Annotated in this window: 19 protein-coding genes; 8 read left to right on the top strand and 11 right to left on the bottom strand. The window is 43.7% G+C overall.

Annotated elements, in window-relative coordinates; genetic code table 11:
* The first annotated feature begins 360 nt into the window (after nucleotides 1-360).
* Complete coding sequence (gene cqsA, locus R7Q11_RS23355; RefSeq protein WP_017635350.1) at nucleotides 361-1,542, top strand: alpha-hydroxyketone-type quorum-sensing autoinducer synthase; 1,182 nt, start codon at nucleotides 361-363, stop codon at nucleotides 1,540-1,542.
* 103 nt (nucleotides 1,543-1,645) lie between these two features.
* On the opposite strand, the gene R7Q11_RS23350 is transcribed toward cqsA, so the two are convergent.
* Nucleotides 1,646-3,691 carry a response regulator gene (locus R7Q11_RS23350; RefSeq protein ID WP_025767846.1) on the bottom strand — a complete coding sequence of 682 codons (2,046 nt, stop codon included), beginning with the start codon at nucleotides 3,689-3,691 and terminating at the stop codon, nucleotides 1,646-1,648.
* A 363-nt stretch (nucleotides 3,692-4,054) separates the two neighbouring features.
* On the opposite strand from R7Q11_RS23350, the gene R7Q11_RS23345 reads away from it, so the two are divergent.
* Nucleotides 4,055-4,672: an HAD family hydrolase gene (locus tag R7Q11_RS23345; protein ID WP_025767847.1), complete on the top strand. Its 618-nt coding sequence runs from the start codon at nucleotides 4,055-4,057 to the stop codon at nucleotides 4,670-4,672.
* A 90-nt stretch (nucleotides 4,673-4,762) separates the two neighbouring features.
* Here the strand turns inward: R7Q11_RS23345 and R7Q11_RS23340 are convergent, their stop codons facing one another.
* The gene (locus R7Q11_RS23340; protein WP_005376525.1) at nucleotides 4,763-5,311 is read right to left on the bottom strand and encodes a GNAT family N-acetyltransferase; all 549 of its coding nucleotides are present in this window, start codon (nucleotides 5,309-5,311) and stop codon (nucleotides 4,763-4,765) included.
* 271 nt (nucleotides 5,312-5,582) lie between these two features.
* Between R7Q11_RS23340 and R7Q11_RS23335 the strand changes: the two genes are divergently transcribed.
* The gene (locus tag R7Q11_RS23335) at nucleotides 5,583-6,707 is read left to right on the top strand and encodes an acyl-CoA desaturase (protein WP_115386608.1); all 1,125 of its coding nucleotides are present in this window, start codon (nucleotides 5,583-5,585) and stop codon (nucleotides 6,705-6,707) included.
* A 359-nt stretch (nucleotides 6,708-7,066) separates the two neighbouring features.
* Entirely contained in the window at nucleotides 7,067-8,434 is a 1,368-nt protein-coding gene (gene dcuC, locus R7Q11_RS23330; RefSeq protein WP_005376528.1) for an anaerobic C4-dicarboxylate transporter DcuC, read from the top strand.
* Nucleotides 8,435-8,537: 103 nt separating this feature from the next.
* Here the strand turns inward: dcuC and R7Q11_RS23325 are convergent, their stop codons facing one another.
* Nucleotides 8,538-8,894: a hypothetical protein gene (locus R7Q11_RS23325; protein ID WP_005376535.1), complete on the bottom strand. Its 357-nt coding sequence runs from the start codon at nucleotides 8,892-8,894 to the stop codon at nucleotides 8,538-8,540.
* A gap of 576 nt (nucleotides 8,895-9,470) precedes the next feature.
* Between R7Q11_RS23325 and R7Q11_RS23320 the strand changes: the two genes are divergently transcribed.
* The 4 genes from R7Q11_RS23320 to R7Q11_RS23305 all read left to right on the top strand — a co-directional run bounded on the left by R7Q11_RS23320 (nucleotide 9,471) and on the right by R7Q11_RS23305 (nucleotide 13,549).
* A complete protein-coding gene (locus R7Q11_RS23320) occupies nucleotides 9,471-10,703 on the top strand; it encodes an OFA family MFS transporter (RefSeq protein ID WP_213886107.1) in 1,233 nt (410 codons plus the stop codon).
* Nucleotides 10,704-10,771: 68 nt separating this feature from the next.
* On the top strand, nucleotides 10,772-12,385 hold the full coding sequence (locus R7Q11_RS23315; protein ID WP_154204312.1) for a VRR-NUC domain-containing protein: 1,614 nt from the start codon (nucleotides 10,772-10,774) through the stop codon (nucleotides 12,383-12,385).
* 165 nt (nucleotides 12,386-12,550) lie between these two features.
* Nucleotides 12,551-13,198 (top strand): AcfA family outer membrane beta-barrel protein, encoded by a 648-nt coding sequence (locus tag R7Q11_RS23310; protein ID WP_054574626.1) that lies wholly within the window; start codon nucleotides 12,551-12,553, stop codon nucleotides 13,196-13,198.
* 15 nt (nucleotides 13,199-13,213) lie between these two features.
* Entirely contained in the window at nucleotides 13,214-13,549 is a 336-nt protein-coding gene (locus R7Q11_RS23305; protein ID WP_017635355.1) for a YgiW/YdeI family stress tolerance OB fold protein, read from the top strand.
* 80 nt (nucleotides 13,550-13,629) lie between these two features.
* On the opposite strand, the gene yegS is transcribed toward R7Q11_RS23305, so the two are convergent.
* The 8 genes from yegS to R7Q11_RS23265 all read right to left on the bottom strand — a co-directional run bounded on the left by yegS (nucleotide 13,630) and on the right by R7Q11_RS23265 (nucleotide 21,719).
* Entirely contained in the window at nucleotides 13,630-14,532 is a 903-nt protein-coding gene (yegS, locus tag R7Q11_RS23300; RefSeq protein WP_154204310.1) for a lipid kinase YegS, read from the bottom strand.
* Between the two features lie 8 nt (nucleotides 14,533-14,540).
* A complete protein-coding gene (locus R7Q11_RS23295) occupies nucleotides 14,541-15,446 on the bottom strand; it encodes a LysR family transcriptional regulator (RefSeq protein WP_005376541.1) in 906 nt (301 codons plus the stop codon).
* A 172-nt stretch (nucleotides 15,447-15,618) separates the two neighbouring features.
* The gene (locus tag R7Q11_RS23290; protein WP_047101417.1) at nucleotides 15,619-16,044 is read right to left on the bottom strand and encodes a bifunctional diaminohydroxyphosphoribosylaminopyrimidine deaminase/5-amino-6-(5-phosphoribosylamino)uracil reductase RibD; all 426 of its coding nucleotides are present in this window, start codon (nucleotides 16,042-16,044) and stop codon (nucleotides 15,619-15,621) included.
* A 49-nt stretch (nucleotides 16,045-16,093) separates the two neighbouring features.
* The gene (locus R7Q11_RS23285) at nucleotides 16,094-17,395 is read right to left on the bottom strand and encodes a BatD family protein (RefSeq protein WP_047101415.1); all 1,302 of its coding nucleotides are present in this window, start codon (nucleotides 17,393-17,395) and stop codon (nucleotides 16,094-16,096) included.
* Nucleotides 17,392-19,122: a vWA domain-containing protein gene (locus R7Q11_RS23280; RefSeq protein ID WP_033906483.1), complete on the bottom strand. Its 1,731-nt coding sequence runs from the start codon at nucleotides 19,120-19,122 to the stop codon at nucleotides 17,392-17,394. Before R7Q11_RS23280 ends, R7Q11_RS23285 begins: the two co-directional genes overlap by 4 nt.
* Nucleotides 19,115-20,185 carry a vWA domain-containing protein gene (locus R7Q11_RS23275; protein ID WP_171342901.1) on the bottom strand — a complete coding sequence of 357 codons (1,071 nt, stop codon included), beginning with the start codon at nucleotides 20,183-20,185 and terminating at the stop codon, nucleotides 19,115-19,117. The genes R7Q11_RS23280 and R7Q11_RS23275 overlap by 8 nt, the downstream gene beginning before the upstream one ends.
* Complete coding sequence (locus R7Q11_RS23270) at nucleotides 20,178-20,756, bottom strand: DUF4381 domain-containing protein (protein WP_054729304.1); 579 nt, start codon at nucleotides 20,754-20,756, stop codon at nucleotides 20,178-20,180. The genes R7Q11_RS23275 and R7Q11_RS23270 overlap by 8 nt, the downstream gene beginning before the upstream one ends.
* Complete coding sequence (locus R7Q11_RS23265; RefSeq protein ID WP_225466753.1) at nucleotides 20,757-21,719, bottom strand: DUF58 domain-containing protein; 963 nt, start codon at nucleotides 21,717-21,719, stop codon at nucleotides 20,757-20,759.
* Nucleotides 21,720-21,729 lie beyond the last annotated feature (10 nt).

Here is a 21,729-nt window from a genome sequence, read left to right as displayed (position 1 = left end):
TTGGCGCTGGACTAAACAAAGGCCCCCTTTTAGGGGGCTCACACAAAGCCACCTTCTTTAGAAGGTGGTAATTTACTATCTAATGCGCCCATTTTTTTCACTTTTCAAACTTTATATTCCTCATCCAAAATCCCAGATATGAAGCACGAAAAAACACCGCAAAATCGCCGTATAAACTTTAAGCACAAACTAGTTTAGACCCCGGGCCCCTATAGAGTTACAGCCACCATCCAACCCTCAAATGTCGAGTTTGCAAGGGTCTGCAAACTTATGCAACCTGGTTAGTGACACTCTCCCCAAAATCCGCAATATGAATAAGTGTCAGCGCTGGCGTTTTTCCATATGAAGAAGAGATTTATTATGAGTGAAACTATACAAAGCAAACCACTTCCCTCCTTTATCGAGGAACGCCTAGATTTTTATATTCAAGATCTAATCGAACCGAATGAGAACAAAAAACACCTTGTTCTTGGTAAACGCCCACCGTGTAATGCCGTTGTCCTGCAAAGCAATGATTACCTTGCACTGTCTCATAATAAGGAGATTCAAAACGCGCATCGTGATGCGATTTCCCAGCACGATGACAACGTCGTGATGTCCGCGATTTTCTTACAAGACGATGAATCGAAACCTGTATTTGAAACGCAACTAGCCAGTTTCGTTGGTATGCCTAGTTGTCTACTTTCTCAATCTGGTTGGGCTGCGAATGTCGGTTTATTGCAGACTATTTGTGCACCGAACATACCTGTGTACATTGATTTCTTTGCACATATGTCTTTGTGGGAAGGCGCACGTATTGCCGGAGCACAAATTCATCCGTTCATGCATAACAACACCAGTCACCTAAGAAAACAGATTTCACGTCACGGTTCAGGGATCATTGTTGTGGATTCGGTTTACAGCACTATCGGGACCATCGCTCCTCTACGTGATATCTACGAAATAGCACAGGAGTTTGACTGCGGCCTGGTTGTAGATGAATCACACTCTTTAGGTACACACGGTCCACAAGGTGCGGGGATACTGCAGGGTCTTGGCTTAACTCATAAGGTAGATTTTATTACCGTTAGTCTTGCCAAGACATTTGCTTATCGTGCTGGCGCGATTTTAGGCCCAGAAAAACTGGCGAAGACGCTTCCATTTGTGGCGTACCCTGCAATATTTAGTTCTACCGTATTACCGCAAGAGATCATTCGGCTAGAGAAAACACTGGACGTCATAAGAAAATCAGATGATAAGCGAGATATTCTGTTTGAAAGAGCCAAGTCTTTAGCCGTTGGTTTAAAACGCATTGGATTTACTATTCGCAGTGAATCACAAATTATCGCATTAGAATGTGGTAACGAGAGAAACACTGAGCGAGTCCGCGACTTTCTCGAAGAGCGAAATGTTTACGGCGCAGTGTTTTGCCGCCCTGCAACTGGAAGGAACAAAAACATCATCCGTTTTTCAGTCAATGCAGACATGACAGCTGCTGAAGTTGATCATGTACTCACTGTCTGCCAACAAGCATTTGCACACCCTGACTTAGAGTTTGTGTAAGTTAGTGTGTAGATAAAACTAAAGAGCTCAACAGTTTTGCTGAGCTCTTTATTCGTGTTATTCGTTGTGAGCAACTCGCCTCAAGAAAACAAGTCGCGAATGATTAGATCCAGTTTGCGATTTTATCGAACAAACGATTTTTATCCGCCGGTTTTACGATGAAGTCAGACATACCCGAAGACCCAATTTTGTCCAACGTGACAGGTGAACTATCCCCTGTATGCGCAATAATAGGTACCGACGCATAGTTTTTATCCGAGCTTCGAATTCGCCTAGACGCTTCTACACCATCCATAATTGGCATTTCGATATCCATCAGAATGAGATCAACATCTTCTTGCTCTAGTGTATCCAGAGCCTGCTGCCCGTCTTCTTTCTGAATCACTTCAAAGCCTTGCTTTTCAAGTAACATTGCCGTGAATTTACGCAAAGATTCATTATCATCCACGACCATAATTGTGCGCTTATTTGAATTATCTAACGTCACCGAGGCCGTTGGTGTCGATACATAGCTTGAATCATATAAGAGACGCTCAATAGTTGGTTTAGTATTCAATAACCAGGCTTGCGTTTCGATCCAAATAGGTTCATATGCAGCCTTACGTGCTCTCTGAGTCGGATGATGCTCAAAAAGATAAACTATGCGTGCTTCAGTGAAAGACAAGAGAGATTCTAATCTATCCAATTGGTTTGCTCTTGGATCTAAGCTCTCAAGATCGATAAAAATCAGATCGAATTCGAACTCGTACTCTTTCTTTTTGAGTACTTGGTTGGCATCTAAAATCGTCGAGTCAAAGCCCATAAAACGGCTAATATCTGTTACTTTAGACACCAAGATATCTTGGCTAGTCACCGTTAGAATGGTTTTGAGTTTAGTCAGATCGTTTTTGATTTCAGTAACGGTATCAGATGTCGTTAGTGGGAAAGTTAACGTAAATTGAGACCACTCCCCTAACTGAGATTGACACTCAATGTTCCCCCCAAATGAACGCATGACTTTTTTACAAAACGGTAGACCCAAACCATAACTTCCTGATTTGCCAGTGGTGTAAAAGTCTTGAAAGATATTGCGTAGAACATCAGGAGCAATGCCAGCACCATTATCGGTTACAACAATTTGATTAAAGCGTTCTGAACTTATCATGGATACATGTATGTGAAAATCTTCAGATTTACGGTGATGGAAGGCATTCTTGAAGAGGTTATACATAACGTATTTAAGTAATGTATCACTACCTAGAAACTCAAACTCACTTCTCGCATCCAGCGATATGGCAAATCGATCAGTGGCACGTTTATAACTGAAGCTTTCAATTGCCCGTTCAACGACCGAGTGAACTGAATATTTTTTGAAGCTAGAACGAGAAACTCGATTTTCATCAATCGAAGTTAGCAATAAATCGATGGTTTCATTACCCGATTGGATAATGTTCATTGCATCCTGACTCACTTCACGTAATAAGGTGACATCCTCTACACTCATGACGTACTGCTCTTTTCCTGCCTCTTTCATGTTGGGCAAGATCGACTGGATAACATCTATTGAAGTGCAAAGCCCACTCAACGGGTTACGCATTTCATGTGCAATCCCTGCCCCGAATGATTTTGCCAGCGAGACTTTCGCTTCATGTTCAACTTGGTTACGAAAATAGAACAAATTACCGAAGACATAAATAAACAGAAAGATTGGCACATGAGTCCAATCCATGGTCAAGTCAAGATGGAACCCTTTTGCAACCCAAGCGAAGAATGTTGCTAAACCTATCCCAGCAAAGGTTTGAGCAAACATGACCCTAGTAACATGAACCAGTAAAATGTGTAAGAAAATTGCAGACATAAACGACATAACCCATACATTGGACCAGTCATTCATCAGTAACATATAAAAAAAGAAAAACGGTAAGCACAGCGTTATCGTCACTTGGTAGTAAATAGGAACATAATCTCTCCAAGTCGATGATAAGCGGTTTCTAAAAATGATGCCGAAAAACAATAACGAGCAAAACAATCTAAGAGGTAAATTTTCATAAGCCTGTGGAAAGGCAAACTCCCAGACAAAGTAGTACAGCGGAAAGCCAAGAAACCCCATCCAGCCAACGAGAGTTAGGTTTGGTTCTGCATATTGATAAACCTTACGTATCGAGTCCATATAATCTGTTTTGCTTACTCCGCCTGACGCACAATAGTGTGATTTTGATTCACTTTTATCGTTTTATTATTAACTAATTATATATTAATCATCATTTATAAGCAGCGCGAAATGACGTAAACAGCTCGCAATACTTATCTTTAGTTTCAATCTTTTAAGACAGCTACACTTGATTTACAACCAAATAAACAAAGTTGCATATAGTTTAGTGCAATTTTGCGATAATCGCTCTGTATCCAATTGGATGTTAATCTCATTTTGTGCAAGAAACTTAAGTCGCGCCTTTGGCACGACTTTCCAACGATTCAAAAACAGTACTCACCGCATATAGCGTGGTGAAGAACAATTGGCTTGGGATGTGTTATGAATTCTGTCCAGATAAAAAATGTCATTTTTGATGTAGGTAATGTATTGGTACGCTGGTCTCCAGTAGAAATCGTTCGCTTAACATTTGGTGGTTCCGTAGAGTCAGAGAAAATGGCTCAGATGCTATTTTCATCACAAATCTGGAAAGATTTAAATAAAGGGACGATCTCCGAAAGGGAAGCAAAACAGCGTTATCAACGTGAACACCAAGTAACGACGGAAGAAATGGGCCGCTTCTTTTATTATGTAAAACACACTCAAATATTACTTTACGGCAGTATAGAGCTGTTAAAACGAGTAAAAAGAGCCGGATATGGCGTATATGCGCTCACAGACAACATCAACGAAATTGTGGAACACCTTCGTACTACTTATGAGTTTTGGCCACTGTTTGATGGAGCAATCATCTCTTCTGAAGTTCAATTACTAAAACCACAAGCGGAGATCTACCAAACTCTACTTTCAAAGTATCAGCTTAACCCCGAAGAGACAGTATTTCTTGATGACATGCCTTACAATGTTGAAGGTGCCCGAGCGGTTGGCATGGCTGCTATTCAGTTTGAAAATGCTCAGCAATGTGAGCTCGAACTAAAAGCCATGGGGGTTAACTTCTAGAAAGCTTTTAATAAAAACATAACTTTAGGGTGTATAAACAAAAAAGAGCAGTGTTGAGACTGCTCTTATCTAGTGTTTCAGAACGCTAGGTTAGGAGTAAATCACGTTTTCCTCAATCCCACTAACTAATGACTGGGCGTTCTTCCAACGGAATACTTTTTCTAACACCTCTTTGCCATCAGGTGCGCGCCAAGTTCGCTCTTGATCCTCTTGTCCACCAATGTGGCGATAGAATTCAATCGCAGAAATGTTTTGCGACACAACTTCTAAATAAAGACCTGTGTCTTTAAAGTACTGCTGTTGCCATTCGGCGACAGCAAGTAATAGCTGCTTACCAATCCCACGACCACGGTAACTGTCATCAACATGCAATGCGTCAATAAAGGTTCCACGCTCGAAATCATGGTTGCCGAACACACAAACAAAGCCAAGTAGCAAACCTCCCTCCTCCGCCAAGACAATGTGCTGATTGAATGGTGGGTTGGTCAAACGGGTTTGCCAAATCAGTAGTTTGTCGTCAATCGCTTCTTTCTCAAGATAGTTATCACTAAGAATGCCACGGTAATGACGCTTCCAGCTATCCGCATGAAGATGCGCAATGCGCTCGTAGTCCTTATATTCCGCTAATCGTAAATCCATTACGTATTCCTATTTTCTTACATTTTTGCTTCTTTATAGAGTCTCGGTATATTCCACCTTTATAACACTTGTTTCTTGGCAGATTTTATACACCTTAAGCCAGAGCTCATTTTTTAATACTACTCATTATTCAATTAAAAGCAAAATATCCCATCAAGTTCCTTAATCTACACCCAAAGGAATAGTCACATTTGTCTAACTTTAATTTGACTTACATGTGTACGCTGATATTCTAGCGAACAGTTGTTAGCTCAAAGTTAGGGATACACCTGTGACTCAAAACAAACCACCTATTATCTGGTTGAATACATTAATATTTTCTGCCAGTTTTGTTCTGACTTTTATTGTAATGCCTTGGTATGCATATCATTTTGGACTAGGTTGGGAACATCTAATTTGGGGAGTGATTGCATTTAGTTTCACTAACCTTTCTATTACAGCAGGCTATCATCGTCTCTGGAGCCACAAAACGTACGAAGCTCATCCTATTTTGCGCGCCATTTTTGCGATTGGAGGAGCATTTTCTTTGCAAAATAGTGCATTACATTGGTCTTCTGATCATCGTGTGCATCACAAACATGTCGACAATAACGATAAAGATCCGTACTCAGCCAAGCGGGGTTTTTGGTATTCTCACATTGGGTGGATGTTACGTGATTACAATAAGTCAAAGGAAAACGAATATACAAACTGCCGTGACCTAAAGCGCGACAAAATCGTCATGTGGCAGCATAAGTATTATGTTCCACTTGCCCTACTGACTAATATTGGTTTCCCAGTCATGCTCGGACTGATCTACGGTGATATCTGGGGGATGTTATTGGTCGTTGGTGCGGCTCGACTCTTTATGAGTCACCATACGACTTTTTTCATTAACTCCCTCGCACATATTTGGGGTAAGCAAACTTTCACAGACAAAAACACTGCTCGCGATAATGGTGTACTCGCCTTTTTCACATTTGGAGAGGGTTACCATAATTTCCATCATATTTTCGAGAATGACTATCGCAATGGCGTGTATTGGTGGCATTACGACCCAACGAAGTGGTTGATAAAGTCATGTTCTTGGCTAGGACTCACATCTAAGTTGCGCACAACGCCTACATTTAGAATTGAAAAAGCCCGTGCGAGTCAACTTTTGAAGAAAGCAAGAGAAAAGCTAGAATCGAAACCGAACACGCAAACAATCCTCGATCAGCTGCAGCACGAGTTTGATACTCTAGTTCATCACATGCAGGAATACTACGAGATGCGCAAAGAAGTACTCGGTGCCAAAACTGCCAGTGTGGTAAAGAAATACGAATGTTCTGTAACGAAAATGAAGTACCAGCAAATTAAAGCAGAGTTCGAACGGCAGCAACGTAGTTGGAACCTTATGGTTCGTCGATACGCATAGTTTATCCTCATTCTTACGATTACTTAGCTTCGCTTCGGCGAAGCTTTTTTGTTGTGAAGAGTGTTTTCCAATAATTGCTTATTGAGTAAAGTCTTTTTCCTATTGTGAATCAATTCACTCATTATTCATTCACTTTCCTAGTCATATTTTCCTTCCTATAAATAGCTTCAAACCAGCACATAACACTTAGAAAACCAAATTCCAACAATACAATCTAACGAAATTATTTATTAAATTATTATTTGTCTCAGATCATGCAAGCCCCATATTTGTCTCGTGCCACAGCTAAGAATTCTGTAAATTCCTTGTCATAAACTGAAACAGTTTCTTTCTTTTTTACATAACATTCGGAGATCCCTATGTTAGAGCTCTTAATTGGCTTAGTGGTTACCATTGCGGTGGGTTACTTTATTGTCAAAGGCTATAAAGCTGCGGGCGTGTTACTGACCGCTGGTATTGCTTTACTTCTTATGACTGGCGTTTTGGGGCACGACGTGCTGCCGTCAAAAATCACCTCAACTGGTAACATGGTGACAGATGCGCTTGAATACGTGAAATACATGCTTCAATACCGCGGTGGCGGTCTTGGTATGCAAATCATGCTGCTTTGTGGTTTTGCGTCATACATGACTCATATCGGCGCGAACAACGTGGTAGTGAAACAGTTCTCTAAACCGCTTTCTGTCATCAAGTCTCCTTACGTCCTTTTGGTAGCGGCTTACATTGTGGCGTGTTTAATGTCTCTTGCGGTAAGTTCTGCAACAGGCCTTGGCGTACTATTAATGGCGACATTATTCCCAATGATGGTCGCGATGGGCATTTCTCGTCCAGCAGCCGTTGCAGTGTGTGCCTCTCCAGCGGCAATCATCCTTTCTCCTACTTCTGGTGATGTTGTTATCGCAGCAGAAAAGTCTGGTTTAGAGCTTGATGTGTTTGCGGTACAAACTGTGTTGCCTGTTTCTATTTGCGCAATCATCGTCATGGCAGCGGCAGCGTTCTTCTGGAACAAATACTTAGATAAGAAAGAAAATACACCAATGGAAAAAATTGATGTATCAGAGATCAAAGCTGACGCACCAGCGTTTTATGCAGCTCTTCCTTTTCTACCTATCATCGGCGTTTTCCTATTCAACGGTCGTACCATTCCAGGACTTAGTCTAGACATCTACACTATTGTGGTTGGTTCGATTTTCCTTGGAGCTCTGATCCATTATGTTGTAAATAAGTTCGATGGTAAGAAATCACTAGAAGATTTAGATTCTTGTTACGCAGGCATGGCTGATGCGTTCAAAGGCGTTGTGATGCTTTTGGTTGCCGCAGGGGTTTTTGCACAAGGTCTGATGTCTATCGGAGCTATCGATAACCTACTTCATCTAGCAGATAATGCTGGTGCAGGCGGCGTTGCTTTAATGCTTATTCTAACTGCATTGACAGTTGCAGCAGCAATTGCAACGGGTTCGGGTAACGCGCCTTTTTATGCGTTCGTGGAGTTAGCACCATCTTTGGCTGCGAAAATGGGATTAAACCCTGCTTTCCTAATTATCCCGATGCTTCAAGCATCAAACCTAGGCCGTACTATCTCACCAGTATCTGGCGTAATCGTTGCGACATCAGGTATGGCAAACATCAGCCCGTTTGAGGTTGTAAAACGCACATCCGTTCCAGTTCTAGCAGGCCTTATCACGGTGATTATTGGTACTATGGTGCTTGTTCCAATGAGTGCCTAACGGTATTGCCACGATCAAACTAAAAGCAATATCCGAACAAAATTACGTTTAATTAAAAACGCCAGCAAATGCGCTGGCGTTTTTTTTATTCTAATGTGTTGATTTACGCTGACTTAAATCGGTCAGGAATCTTAGTGATGCTCTCTCTGTAGCTAAACCATAAGTAGGTAACGGCAAGCGAAAAGAATAAATATGAAAGTGCGAATACGATTGGAGACGTGATTAATTCCGCGGACATTCCCCACATCACACCGACTACGGTTATCGTCAACTTAGAAAGCATACCGCAAATGAGTAGGAATAAAGCAAGCTGTGGAAAGCGCGAGCTGCGAAATGCGAAGAAATAACAGCTACCTACCGCTAAAGAAGCAATAGATAAGCCCAACATAAATGAATGGATGTGGTCTGCTGATGCGATACCAGCGGATACCGAAGCCATGAGTAATAGGAACAGTTTCATAAGTCACCTCACAACAAATCTAAAAAGCATCCCTTCATAAATGAAAACTCATTTTTCACTATATTCTGCGCCTAAAATCAGCAATTACAAGTTACTTTTTTGCTCACTTAATGAACACAAAAGCTAATCAGCTTCAATTATTACAAAAGGTTAACAATTAAAAATTAAGAAACCCTTTGCATCTGATACTTACGACAGTTAGATGATAAATTCGCCATTTTTGTTACAGATGGTTAACATGGAAACATTTTGAAATTTTTTATTTGAAATGTGAACTGTGCACTCAACAGCGTAAAACCTCTCTGTCTTGACTCATCATTCGTTATTAGCGAACAAAAAATATCACTTTTTTACAACGTTCTTACTACATACAAAACCATGAATTCACATCCACTTTTAATGTTGCAAATTATTTTATCAGTAACCGTAAAAAGAGATTCCAATCACATATTTATTGGTTATAATCCGCGCTCATTGCGTTAAACGTTGAAAAACGCAAACTAATTTTGAGAAAAAACATCTTTAAACCAACCTTCTTTGCGGCATTGCCAATAAGAGGAAAAACTGAGAATAAAAATGAGCAAGATTGATAAAGCTATGCGCATCCTGTTAGCAGGGTTCTGTATCAACCTTTGTCTTGGCATCCTGTATGCTTGGAGTGTATTCAACAAGGCACTGGTAACTGAATCAGGCTGGAGTGCTGCAGAAGCTTCTGCACCTTACGCAACTGCAACCATCACTTTCTCTATCTGTCTTCTTATTGCAGGTATTCTTCAAGACCGCATGGGCCCTCGAATGATCCTTATCCTAGGTACTATTCTTACAGGTCTGGGCATGATCGCTTCTGGCTTTGTGAACTCTCCACTAATGTTGAACATTACATTCGGTGTGATCACAGGTGCAGGTATCGGTTTTGGTTACGCATGCCTATCACCTTCTGCAATGAAGTGGTTCCACGCTTCGAAGAAAGGTATGGTTAACGGCATTATTGCGGCAGGTTTTGGTCTAGCGGCTATTTACCTTGCGCCAGTAACTTCTGCGCTAATAGACAGCATGGGCATTCAAACTAGCTTTATGGTTCTTGGTGTTGGTATCCTAGCGATTGCGGTTCCTCTTGCAGCAACCATCAACAACCCACCAGCAGACTACACACCTGCGGAGCCTAAAGTAAAAGAAGGCCAAGCACCTAAAGCGGTGAAAAAGTCAGATGACTTAACTTGGAAAGCAATGTTGAAAACGCCACAGTTCTACTCTCTATGGATCATGTACGCGTTTGCAGCTTCTGTTGGTCTAATGATCATCGGTAACATCACGACAATCGCAAGCGTTCAAGCAAACTTGCCAAACGCGGTTTACCTAGCGTCTATTCTTGCTGTATTTAACTCTGGCGGTCGTGTTGCCGCGGGTATGCTTGCAGATAAAATCGGCGGTGTTCGTACGCTTCTACTTGCGTTCGTTCTACAAGGCGTAAACATGGTGCTGTTCGCGACGTTCGACTCTGAGTTTACACTGATCATCGGTACAGCAATCGCAGCGGTAGGTTACGGTACACTTCTAGCGGTATTCCCTACTCTAACGGCTGAGTTCTACGGTCTGAAAAACTACGGCACTAACTACGGCGTACTTTACACAGCATGGGGTATCGGTGGTGCAATCGGCGCAGCGGTTGTTGGTTTCTCGATGACAAATGGCGACGGCTACACCTTGGCTTACACAATTTCTTCGGCAATGATGGCAGTATGTATCGTACTTGCGTTCATCACTAAGCCATTGTCTGAAGCGAAAGTAGCACAGCTAAAAAACGCATAATTGCGAATTGATTTGATAGCAAAAAGGCTTAACCTATGGGTTAAGCCTTTTTTTGTTATCGGTCGTTTATGGAAAGCCCTATCGAACTTGCACCAGACTACTATCTAGAGAACTTCTTTAAGCTGACTCATCACGCAGTAACTTGGTACAGCGATTTACTGACCAAGGAAGAACACGCATGGCTTTGCTCGTTTGATTCTTTGAGCAAACACACCCAGTGCCTTTTGGTGCGTTTATACAGCCGAAAGGGATGTTGGTTTCGAAGTGATAAGCTGAGTTATCAAGAAATACCTTCTATCAATGAAGCACTGGCAGAATTGAGTCAGCATGAGTTTGTAGCCCTTTCCCCACCCCTTTCTCATCAAGAGTTAGCGGCTAATTTACTGACCAAACCAGAAATCTCCGCGCTTTATCCCGAACTGCCGAAATCACTCAAGAAAGACGCCCTTGTCGAACATTTGAGTAATACGGAATTTGATCGTATAGAGCGGCTTGAGTTTACGATCGTCAAACTCAATTCTGCTCATATGATCGACGTGTTACTCACTCTGTTTTTTGCCAACACCCATCAAGACTTAAGTCAGTTTGTGCTTGATGACTTAGGTTTGCATCAGTTCGAGCAATATCAATTGAGTAAAGTGCGCCGTTTCTTTGATTCACGTGAGCAAATAGACCGCTTAATTGAACTGAGCCAGTTGGCCAACCTGTACTGGCAATTTGACCGAAAAGACAAAGCCAATCTCGACTTATTAATTGAGGCAATGCCTCAGCCCGTTAAACACCGTTACGTAGATCGTAAACGCGAGCACATGTTGAATGACATAGCACGTGATTACGAACGGCTTAATGATCTAGAGACCGCCCTATATCTATTTGGCCAAACTCAACTCACACCGAGCCGAGAACGACGCGCACGTATCTATGACAAATTAAACCATGATGATTTATTTTGTGACATTGTCACAGATATGCTTAACTCACCGATCGATGTGTCTGAGATCGAAGTTGCACAAAAACTTGAGCAACGGTTAAAACGAAAACAAGGCGAGAAAGTGCCAAGAGTGACGAAGCCAACCTGTACGGAATACCGCCTTGAACTGGATTTATCTCAACAGAGAGTCGAACTCGCCAGCAAAGCGTATTTTGAGTCCTTAGGCTGGACTGTATTTTACGCCGAAAATGCACTGCTTAATGCATTACTTGGTCTCACTTTTTGGGATGCGATTTTTGCTCCTATTGAAGGGGCATTCATTAACGCTTATCAACACCGTCCTTTAGATTTATATCACTCGGATTTTGTTACCAAGCGCCAAGCTTTGATAGACACCGCTTTTGCCGAACTAGAAGCGGGCAACACCCAGATGTTATTGACAAAATACGATGAGAAGTTTGGCATCAGTAATCCATTTGTACATTGGAATTTAATAAGTAAAGAGCTACTCGAAACAGCACTCAACACTATCCCAACCAATATGCTGATGGCGCTGTTCAAAATACAATTGAGCGACCTTAAGCTTTACCGTAATGGGATGCCGGATCTCATTGCTTTTAAAGAAAACGAGTTCGAGTGGATTGAAGTGAAAGGCCCTGGCGATAAACTCCAGGATAACCAATGGCGTTGGATCAAAGAGTTTACTCGCCTTAATGTCCCGTTTGCGGTGTGTTACGTCGCAGCAACTTAACTTACTCTATATAAAGAGCTTGGTGTTTGTTCACTCAAACCGCCCCTCGGTTATCGCCCCTTGCTCTTTTTTCTAAACATTTTTTCGTTTCTTCACGATCGCTTCACGCTTCTTCACACAAAATGCGCTTCTACTCACTAAGTTGATTTGAAGAGGCAAAATAAAATGAACAAAACACTTCTTGCGTTACTTGTTACCTGCTCAGTTTCGGTATCTGCGGCTCCTTATGTAGGTCTGGAATATGGACTAGGCACCACTGACCATGATTTGGAACCTCACTTTTCAACTGACAACGTAACACTCAACCCTGAGCTTGAAGACGGTATTTTCTCAGGCTTTGTCGGTTACGCATTTAATGACAACTGGGCATTGGAACTGGGTTACAGCCAGTTTGACCTTGATGATAGTCGTTCAAAAAACCTAGGTATCAAGTCAATCGATGGCAAAGATTACCATCATGAAATGGATTGGGATGCGTCAATCAAAGCCAAGCAAGTGTCGTTGGCTCCTGTGTTTAACTATGCATTAAATGATAAATGGACAACAAAATTCAAAGCGGGTCTAACGTACACGGAATACAACGCCAAGGTTTCTAAACATCAAGAATACGAACTTGTCACGAACGACGATGTGGAAATGACCAACACGCTTTTCCATAGCGCGGAGAAAAACAACGAGCTAGGCGCAATGTTCTCAGTGGGTGCGGAATACAGAATTTTCCCGCAGCTCACCATAGGTGTAAACGCAAAATACCAACTAGACAGCTACGCAAACACTGCATCCTTTAATGTAGGCACAACTTATTACTTCTAATATCAGGAGAGGATAATGAAAAGAGTATTGTTAACATCCATGCTTGCCCTACTTTCAAGCTCGGCTTTCGCCGCGTTTAATGGCCCAGAAGTCAGTGCAATCAATACGGTGAAAGAGGCGCGCAACGCAACCGACGACAGCGCTGTAGTGCTAACCGGGCATATTGTTCAATCATTTGGTAACGAGACTTACTTGTTCAAAGACAACACTGGTGAAATCGAAGTAGAGATCGACAACGAAGATTGGATGGGTCAAGAAGTGACACCAAAAGATACCGTAATGATTCGAGGAGAGGTTGACTCAGATTGGACAACTACGCAGATAGACGTTGAGACCATTCAAAAACGTTAAGAAGTTGACGATACCTCAACACAAGCAACACAGCCACATTTTAGTGGCTGTGTTAAGCAATAATCATGGAAAACGCTCGTTTAGCTAGTCAAGCAAGGACAATCTTGCGGTACGACTAATCGTATACTCTTAGGCTGAACATCAAATCTAATGGTTCTCGAATGATAGGGTTCTCCATCTAAATTAAGAGGTAATGGATTCGGGAAGTCTATCTCCAACCAGCTTGCTCTTGTGTACTTCACAAACTCTCCTTTCTCACTCGGGTTATTGATCTCGTCGATTACTTTAGGCAGCTCATGAGGTAAAAATGGGCGCACCAATGTTAGATCCATCAGCCCATCATTAATCATCGCTTTTGGAGCTAACTCTTGCCCACCTCCAGCAAGGCGCCCATTACAAAACGCACCGAGCAACATTTCTCCCTGATACGCACCACCTTCAATCGTTATTGTTCCGTCATATGGTTTAAAGCCAAGTGCTTTTACAACACCAGTTAGCGTGTAAGCTCCACCGCCAAGAAAGTTTTTGAGTTCAACAGGCGTTTCTGCTGTAACTTCTGCGCCAAACCCTGCTGTTGCCACGTTAATAAAGCAGCGATCGTTCGCTTTGACGCAATCGACCAAAGCGGACTGCCCCTCAACAGCAAGAGATAAAGACGCCTTAATGGAATTAGGTACTTGAATAGCGGTAGCAAAGTCATTGGCGGTACCAAGGGGAATAATGGCTAACTCAGGGCGTTTTTCTTCGTCAATTTGAATAACCGCAGAAGCCGCCTCATTGACGGTTCCATCGCCACCAGCGACAACAATACGTTCAATGCCTTCATCAACCGCTTCTTTCACTAGCCGCGGCATGTCTTGAGATTCCCACGTCACACGCACCTGTACGTCGATGCCTTTTTCTCTCATTTTCATGATTGCATCTCTTAACTCTGAATTCCCAGCTTTTTTTCCGTTAAGGATGGCACGTATTGTCTTTTTCATTGCACTTCCTATTGGTTGATGACTTTTCCTGCTTGCTTAATCTGTGAACGCAACCACTGATGGGCGCTGTCGTTTGTGCGACTAGGATGCCAGATTGTACAAAGCTCATACATTTGTTCATCAAATGGCATTGATAAAGATTTAACATGATAGGTGTTATTGAACAAGTTGATCATCGACTCTGGCATTAAACCAATGTATTCACTACCACAAATAATTGGGAGCATTTCTAGTACGCCTGAGGCTCGATACTTAATCTTTCTCTTATCCAAGTCGACAATGTCATCTGCGTTTAACAAGCTCTTACGACTCTGCCACTGCGAAACCACTACGTGTTCTTCTTCAAAAAATTGTTCAGCCGTAATCTCGTCATTCAGGCGTGGATGCGCTTCGCTACATACCACCACCAAACGCTCCGTAAGTACAGTTTCCAGTTTTAGCACCGTTCTTGCTCTTGGTGTGATATCAATGATCAAATCGTATCGTTGTAACCGCAGATCACTTTCAAAATCTTCCGTAAAAAGCGGATGCACTTCTAATGCAACATTTGGCGCCGACACACGGATTTGTTTCATGACTTGAGGTAGCAACTCAAAACTTGCAACGGACACACAGGCAATAGAAAACACTCGATTCGACACTTTAGGGTCAAACTCACTAGAGGCCGATAATGTCGAAGTGAAATTTTGTACTGAAGCTAGAAGAGCAGGATAAATATCCATCGCAAACGAGGTAGGCTCGACACCTTTAACGCAACGATGAAACAATGGGTCATCGTAGATATCACGTAGCCTTGCAAGCGCTTTACTCACCGCAGGCTGGGTGATGTTTAAACGCGCCGCCGCCCGAGACAAGTTACGCTCTTCATAGATGGCAGTGAAAATGGGAATAAGATTAAGGTCGGTCGGTTTCATGCTATTAAATTTTTCAAAAGTCACTTTCTCTATTTTAATCTAACAGCATGATCCTTCACGTAGCCAAGTGCAATAAATGGGCGGTATCGCTTGTTTTAATGAGTTTTAACTCAATTTTGACGCACTTCATTCACCACATAAACTGGCACCATAGTGCAACGTAAAGCTTGACTTAGGCTCTGCCTAGGTAAGGGGTAAGAAACTCGCTGACTTCCTCGCCGCACAAACCCGTTTCTACCTCTATACCTGCTTGTTTTAGAATCTCAATACCTCGACCACTGTTGCGCGGGTCGGGGTCCAATATGGCTACGACGACTTTGCTTATGCCGGATTTGACTAATGTCACCGCGCAAGCTGGCGTGCGACCAACAAACGAACACGGTTCCAGCGTAACGTATGCCGTCACCGATTCTAACGAGCCTTGATACGCATTCAGCGCTTCCACTTCCGCGTGATTGCCACCAATCGCTTGAGTATGACCTTCAGAAACGATTTGATTGTCTTTCACTAACACGCAGCCAACCGGCGGGTTGGGTTGACATTCAGGAAGCGCATTTTTGGACACTTCCAATGCGCGGCGCATAAACTCTTGGCTCATTTGAACTCTATTCTTTAATAAAAACGAGGCGCTATATTAGCGCCCCGTTTTATTCATTGCCATCTCTTCCAATGACTTTGTCCAATTCTGGTAACGCTCGCGGAATACGGAATTTAAAGCGTTTTTGTTTGGTCTGGACTTTGCGCCACATCGACTTCAGTAAATGAGCGCTATTTTCACCATTTTGCATTCGCGACGCACTTTTTTGCCACGATTCACTCGTATCGGCTTTGGTCATTTCTAGCTCGGCCGTATTTAAACGCAATTGTTTGTACAATATGGTCCTTGCTTCAGACCAACGTTTAGCCTTTAACAAACGGTGGAACGTCAGCCATGCTGGTGTCGGTCTGTTGCGGTAGTAACGTTTAATGGCTACCAATGAAATAATCACAAAACCCAGCAACACAAGCGTGGAAACAATCCATTCAAAGTACGTTCTGATGAAGGACTTCAACGTGTGCTTCGCGGCAAAAGTTTTGCCCTCTAACATCACCGTTTCCACTTGCTGAGTCTTACTGTTCCACCAACGGAACTCATAATCCGGCAGGGTTAATTCACCACCTTGTTGAATCACGTACACGCTCTCTTCTGTGCGTGTTGACTGGTAATCACCACGTGTTTGCGTATCTGTCAAACGGTGGGGTTGAGGATACGCTTGATAACGGGTTGTTGATTCTCCTTTCAACAAGTCTGGTAGCAATACAGATAGTGAATCTTGAGCCGAAATGGTGATTTTACGCGTGATTGCATCCCCAACTTTGAGTGACTCAGTGGAGGTATCCCACTCTTGCTTTACCTCTACATCTGTTGCAGAAAACCAAGGTGTCTCACCACTCAGCAGGCCCGATGGCAATACGGTTTTGAACTTAATCGGCTGCGTGTAAAGTGTGCCTGACACCTTCTCGCCGTCCGGCGCCGACACCTGAACGCCCACTGCGACAGGTGGAATCACAAAATCACCAGAAGCTTGAGGATACAAAGTCACTTCCCAGCGTTGACGCGACCAAGTTTGTCCCTCTTTTTGCTCAGTAAAGTTGGTTGCTAGTTGATTACGCTGTTTGGCGATAACATTGGGTATTTCAATATTGCCAATTCTCGTACCACCCGTAAACCAACGCGGCGTTGCCACTTCGATGGTTAAAATAATTTGCTCATTGACGCTAAAACTTGGTGTTTTCCGCTTCTCTCCAGCCGTTGGTTGTTGACCAACCCACGCTTGTAACTCAACACCATGCTCTCGTTGAACGTCACGAATATCTTGAGCCAACACACTACTGCTCAGGAGGAAACCGAAACAGATAACTAACCACAAGGGTAAAGCAAAGTGCGTAAAACGGTGGCTTTTCATCATTGCACCGCCTCCTCTGTATTTTCGTTCGCAGTAGAGGTTGATTCTCCGGTTTCTATTGAACGCAATTGAATCTGAAACTTCGCATTTAAGAAGTATTTAGGATCCGCTTCGACTCGCTTTAACCATTTGTCGGCTAATTCTTGGCTACCTAAGATGTCGTCTGCACTTAACGTCTCTTTAATCATCAACTCCGCTGACGTTTTTTCATCCGCCCCTTCTGCGGTTTGAGGGTTATCGCCTAGCTCGGTTGATGCTTCTTGCTCCGTTCCTGCCTGACTCTCACTCATCCGGTTGATGTCCTCTACAATACCACCAATCACTTTCAAGTTATGCTCAACATCCGGTCTTAGCCTCTCGCTCAACGTTGGCTTGTTGGCTAGGGATTTTAACAAGTCACGTGCAGCCAAATATTCACGCTGACGCGCCAATGCACTCGCCGCATTATAAAGACCGTAATCTCGAACCTCTTCGGACGGGTCGTTTTGCATTTCCAAAAACGCGCTGTGCGCGAGCTCAAACTCGCTAGCGTAGTAGTACGCCGTGCCTTTGCGTAATGGATCGACAAAGTGTTTTGCAGCTTCTAAATACGCTTGTTGGTTGAACAAACGCTGTCCTTGTTGGTCTGGCGTCAGCCACAAATCCCACCACCATTGCGCCACCTTGTCGAAGGTCGTCACTTTTTGCACAACTTGTGGCTGCTCGGCTTTAACAGAAATGTTCTCCGCCATTGCACTGGTCGGCATCAACAGTGTACCGCTCATCATTACAATCACGCACCACTGCACTAACCACCCTTTTCTAAACCACAGCATCATGATCAACGCGATTGGAAACAGAAGTTGATAACCCATGTCTTTCCAAGGCATTGAAGATTCGCCATTAAGCTGCATATTGCGCTCAACGTATCGGTTCAGTTGCTCGATATCACTATTATCGACAGTCACTTCCACCAATCGACCGTTAGTCTGACTAGCCAGTTTTTGTAGAGAATCCAAATCCATTGGGTTGTTACTCACAATGTCAGCATTCCCTGCCGCAAGAATTAACAGTTGATAAGGTTTGCCCGAGAAATACGCTTGGTATTGCTCAATCGTGGCTGGATTAACGCCATCACTCACCAACAGAACGGTGGAGCCTGGTTGACCTTGCAATTGTTGATCAATTAACGGCAAGGCTTTTTCGGCAAGCTTACCTTGCACGGGCATAATTTCTGGCGTAATGGCCGCCAAAAATGGGTCAAATACTTTGCTGTCTTGAGTTATAGGCATTGCGACATGAGCACTGCCCGCGAACACGACTAAACCCGTTTTTCCGCCTTTTCGCACGGCTAGCAAATCGCGTACTTTCTGTTTGGAACGCTCAAGGCGGCTTGGTGGGAGATCTTTTTGCAGCATCGAGTCGCTGTTATCAAGCACCACAAGCATAGAGGCTTTATCTTCGCCAAAGGGAGAAGGTTCTCGTTGCCACGTTGGGCCTGCACAAATCACAATGGCGATGAACACAATCAGCATCAAGAGCTTAAGCGGCAGTTGCTTACGCCAGCCTCGCTCACCTATCGTCAAAGCATTGCGTAAATGTTCGGGCAGAATATCCTTCCAGCTTGGCTCGCTTTCTTCTCGCCAGCGTAACCACACCAAGAAAAACATGGGGATCAAAGCCAGTAACCACAGTGGTCGAATAAAATGAAACTGCGTAAAGAATTGCGTCCAACTAAGAGAATCAAACATCGCTCTCTCCTAATGATGATCGTGTAACAGCCCTTCTTTTAAGTGTTGCGACGCTGAACGCGAGCAAATGCATGATGACCACTAACGCCATCAAGTAATGGTGAAGGCTTTGTTTTGGGCGGTATGTGGTGCTTTCGTAAAGTTGAGGTTCCAGTTTGCCAATTTCGTCGTAGGCAGCCGATAGTTCATCACGGTTGAGTGCTTCAAACGCTTCACCGCCAGATTCTTTCGCAATGCGATGAATCGTGTCCATATCCAACGCGGTTTCACCTATCGTTTCCGGATCGCCCATCGCAATGACGTGTACTCTCACGCCTTTGGCTTTCGCAACTTTCGCCGCATCAATCGGTTCAACAAAACTGCCCGTGTCGTTACCATCGGTTAATACAATCGCGACTTTTTCACGGTTTTGGTCTTGTTCTAAAGCACTACGCGACTTATCGCTTTGCTCAAAAACTTTAATCGCTAAGCCAATCGCATCACCAAGATGGGTACTCTGCCCTGCCATTGCCACATCGGTTTGGTTAAGCAGTTCGAGCCACACTTTTTGGTCTGCGGTAAATGGCGTTTGCACGAAAGCAGCATCACCAAAAAGCACCAAGCCTAATCGGTCACCTTTACGAGACTGAACAAACTCCGACAGCACTTCTTTTGCCGCATCAAGACGAGAAATTTTTTCGCCTGTACGTGAGGTGAAATCTGGCTCGGCCATGGAGCCCGAAAGATCCACCACCACCATCACATCGCGGCCTAAACTCGCGCGAACTTGAGGCTCGCCTAACACGGTGGGTTTTGCCATCGCACACACCACCAAAAGCCATGAAAGAATTAACGTTGCTCGCTGCCACCAACTCGGGGTCAACTGGCTTGCACCTTCTGATGGCGTCTCGCCAATCGCTTCCACCAGCTGACTAAAAAACGGCACTTTGATCGCCATTTGCTTAGTGCGATATGCGGGCACCAAGTAGTACACCACCAACGGCAAGGGCAAAACCAGAAACCACATTGGGTGAGCAAATTCAAAACCAGACAAACCAGTTATCGATGCAAGAAGATCATTCATGTTGACCTCCCTGATGTGCTTTGCGTTTCAATCGTGGTGATTTATTTGCCGCGCTTTTTTGAGCATCACAACGGTGCTCACTCACCCAGTTTTTCGCACGAGCAATAAGCGTTACTCGCTCTTCGTTGGTTAGCGTAACGCTTGGGTCAACAATACTTTGTAGCCAGCACTTTGAAAGCTCATCGTTAAAAACCATTTGCGAGTTTGCTTGAGAATCTTCGGTTTGCGGATACAGCGCATCGAGCTTGCGCAGAAAGGCGGTATCAAACAATTTCGCGTTGCGGCTATCAATATGAATCAGCACTACTTTAAGCACAGAGAACAATACTTTTGGCATGTCTTTGTCGCTCGATTTGATTTGCGAAATCGCCAGTAGAGCTTCTTTTCGGTAACGATTATGCCACCATTGCCGAGCCAATCGATATACGACATACACCAATGCAATGAGCACAACCGCCGCTAAAATTTTCCAGCCAATAGTTTGCGGGTACCAACTCACGCTGGGTGGTACAGCCACATCATGCAGCTCTCTGAGTATGTAGGTACTCGGAGGCGTAGGAAGATCACTCATTTAACGCCCTCCTACCAGTTTTTGGAATTGTTTAATGTGCTCACCTGTCGTATCGAGTTCGATGTGCGGAAGGTGTTTCATCGCCATAAGTTGAGAGAGTGATTGACGCTGTAAGCTAGTTCGAGCCTCAAGCTTTGCGCTCGCAGCTTCTACCTTTGCTTTGCTGTCTAAATTGAGTTGATACTGCCCATCACCAACCACCCATTTCGATTTTGCCAAATCGTCTGGTAGCGCTTGTTCTAATGGGTCACAGACCATCACTGCAAGAACATCGTTGTGCTGTTGTAGCTGTTTAAGGTGATCAAGATGGTGCTCCTCGCAGTCGCTCCAGTCGCTGATAAAAATCAAAGTAGATTGCTTGAGCTTCATGCGTTTAATAAGCTCAATCCATTGACTGAACGTTGCTTTTTCGGAATTGCGGGAGTCCACATTGAGCGATTGATTGGCTTTAGCGAGACGTTTAAGTTGCGCCAGAAGATCGTTTTGCGAACGCTGTGCCTTGCTGTGAAACAACGCCTGCTGGGATGCGATGACAAAACCGACTCGGTCGCCATCTTTTAATACTCGCCACCCACACATCGCTGCGATCTCTGCCGCGACAACTGATTTCATTACTTGCGTCGAAGCAAAAAACATTGTGCTTCTCTGGTCGACACACACGATTACGTTGCGATCTTTTTCTTCTGTATAACTGCGTACATGCGGCTTACCCGTACGCATCGTAACTTTCCAATCAAGGTTACGAATATCGTCACCCAATTGGTAATGGCGCAGCTCTTCGAAGTTCAATCCACGACCGCGAAACAACGAATTGTGTCGGCCAGAGAGTACGCTACCCGCCTTTAGGTGAGGAAGTAAACTGAATGATTCTGCTTGTGCTTGCAGACGTACTAAACGAGCGTAATCGCAGTACAAACGGGGATCCATCCCCTGTGATTTTGGCGCAAGAGTTGGCTTAGCCATAATGCCTCCC

The organism is Vibrio sp. 970, from assembly GCF_033339075.1.
The sequence above is the reverse complement of the archived record's forward strand: the minus strand, read 5'-3'. Positions and strand labels throughout refer to the sequence as shown.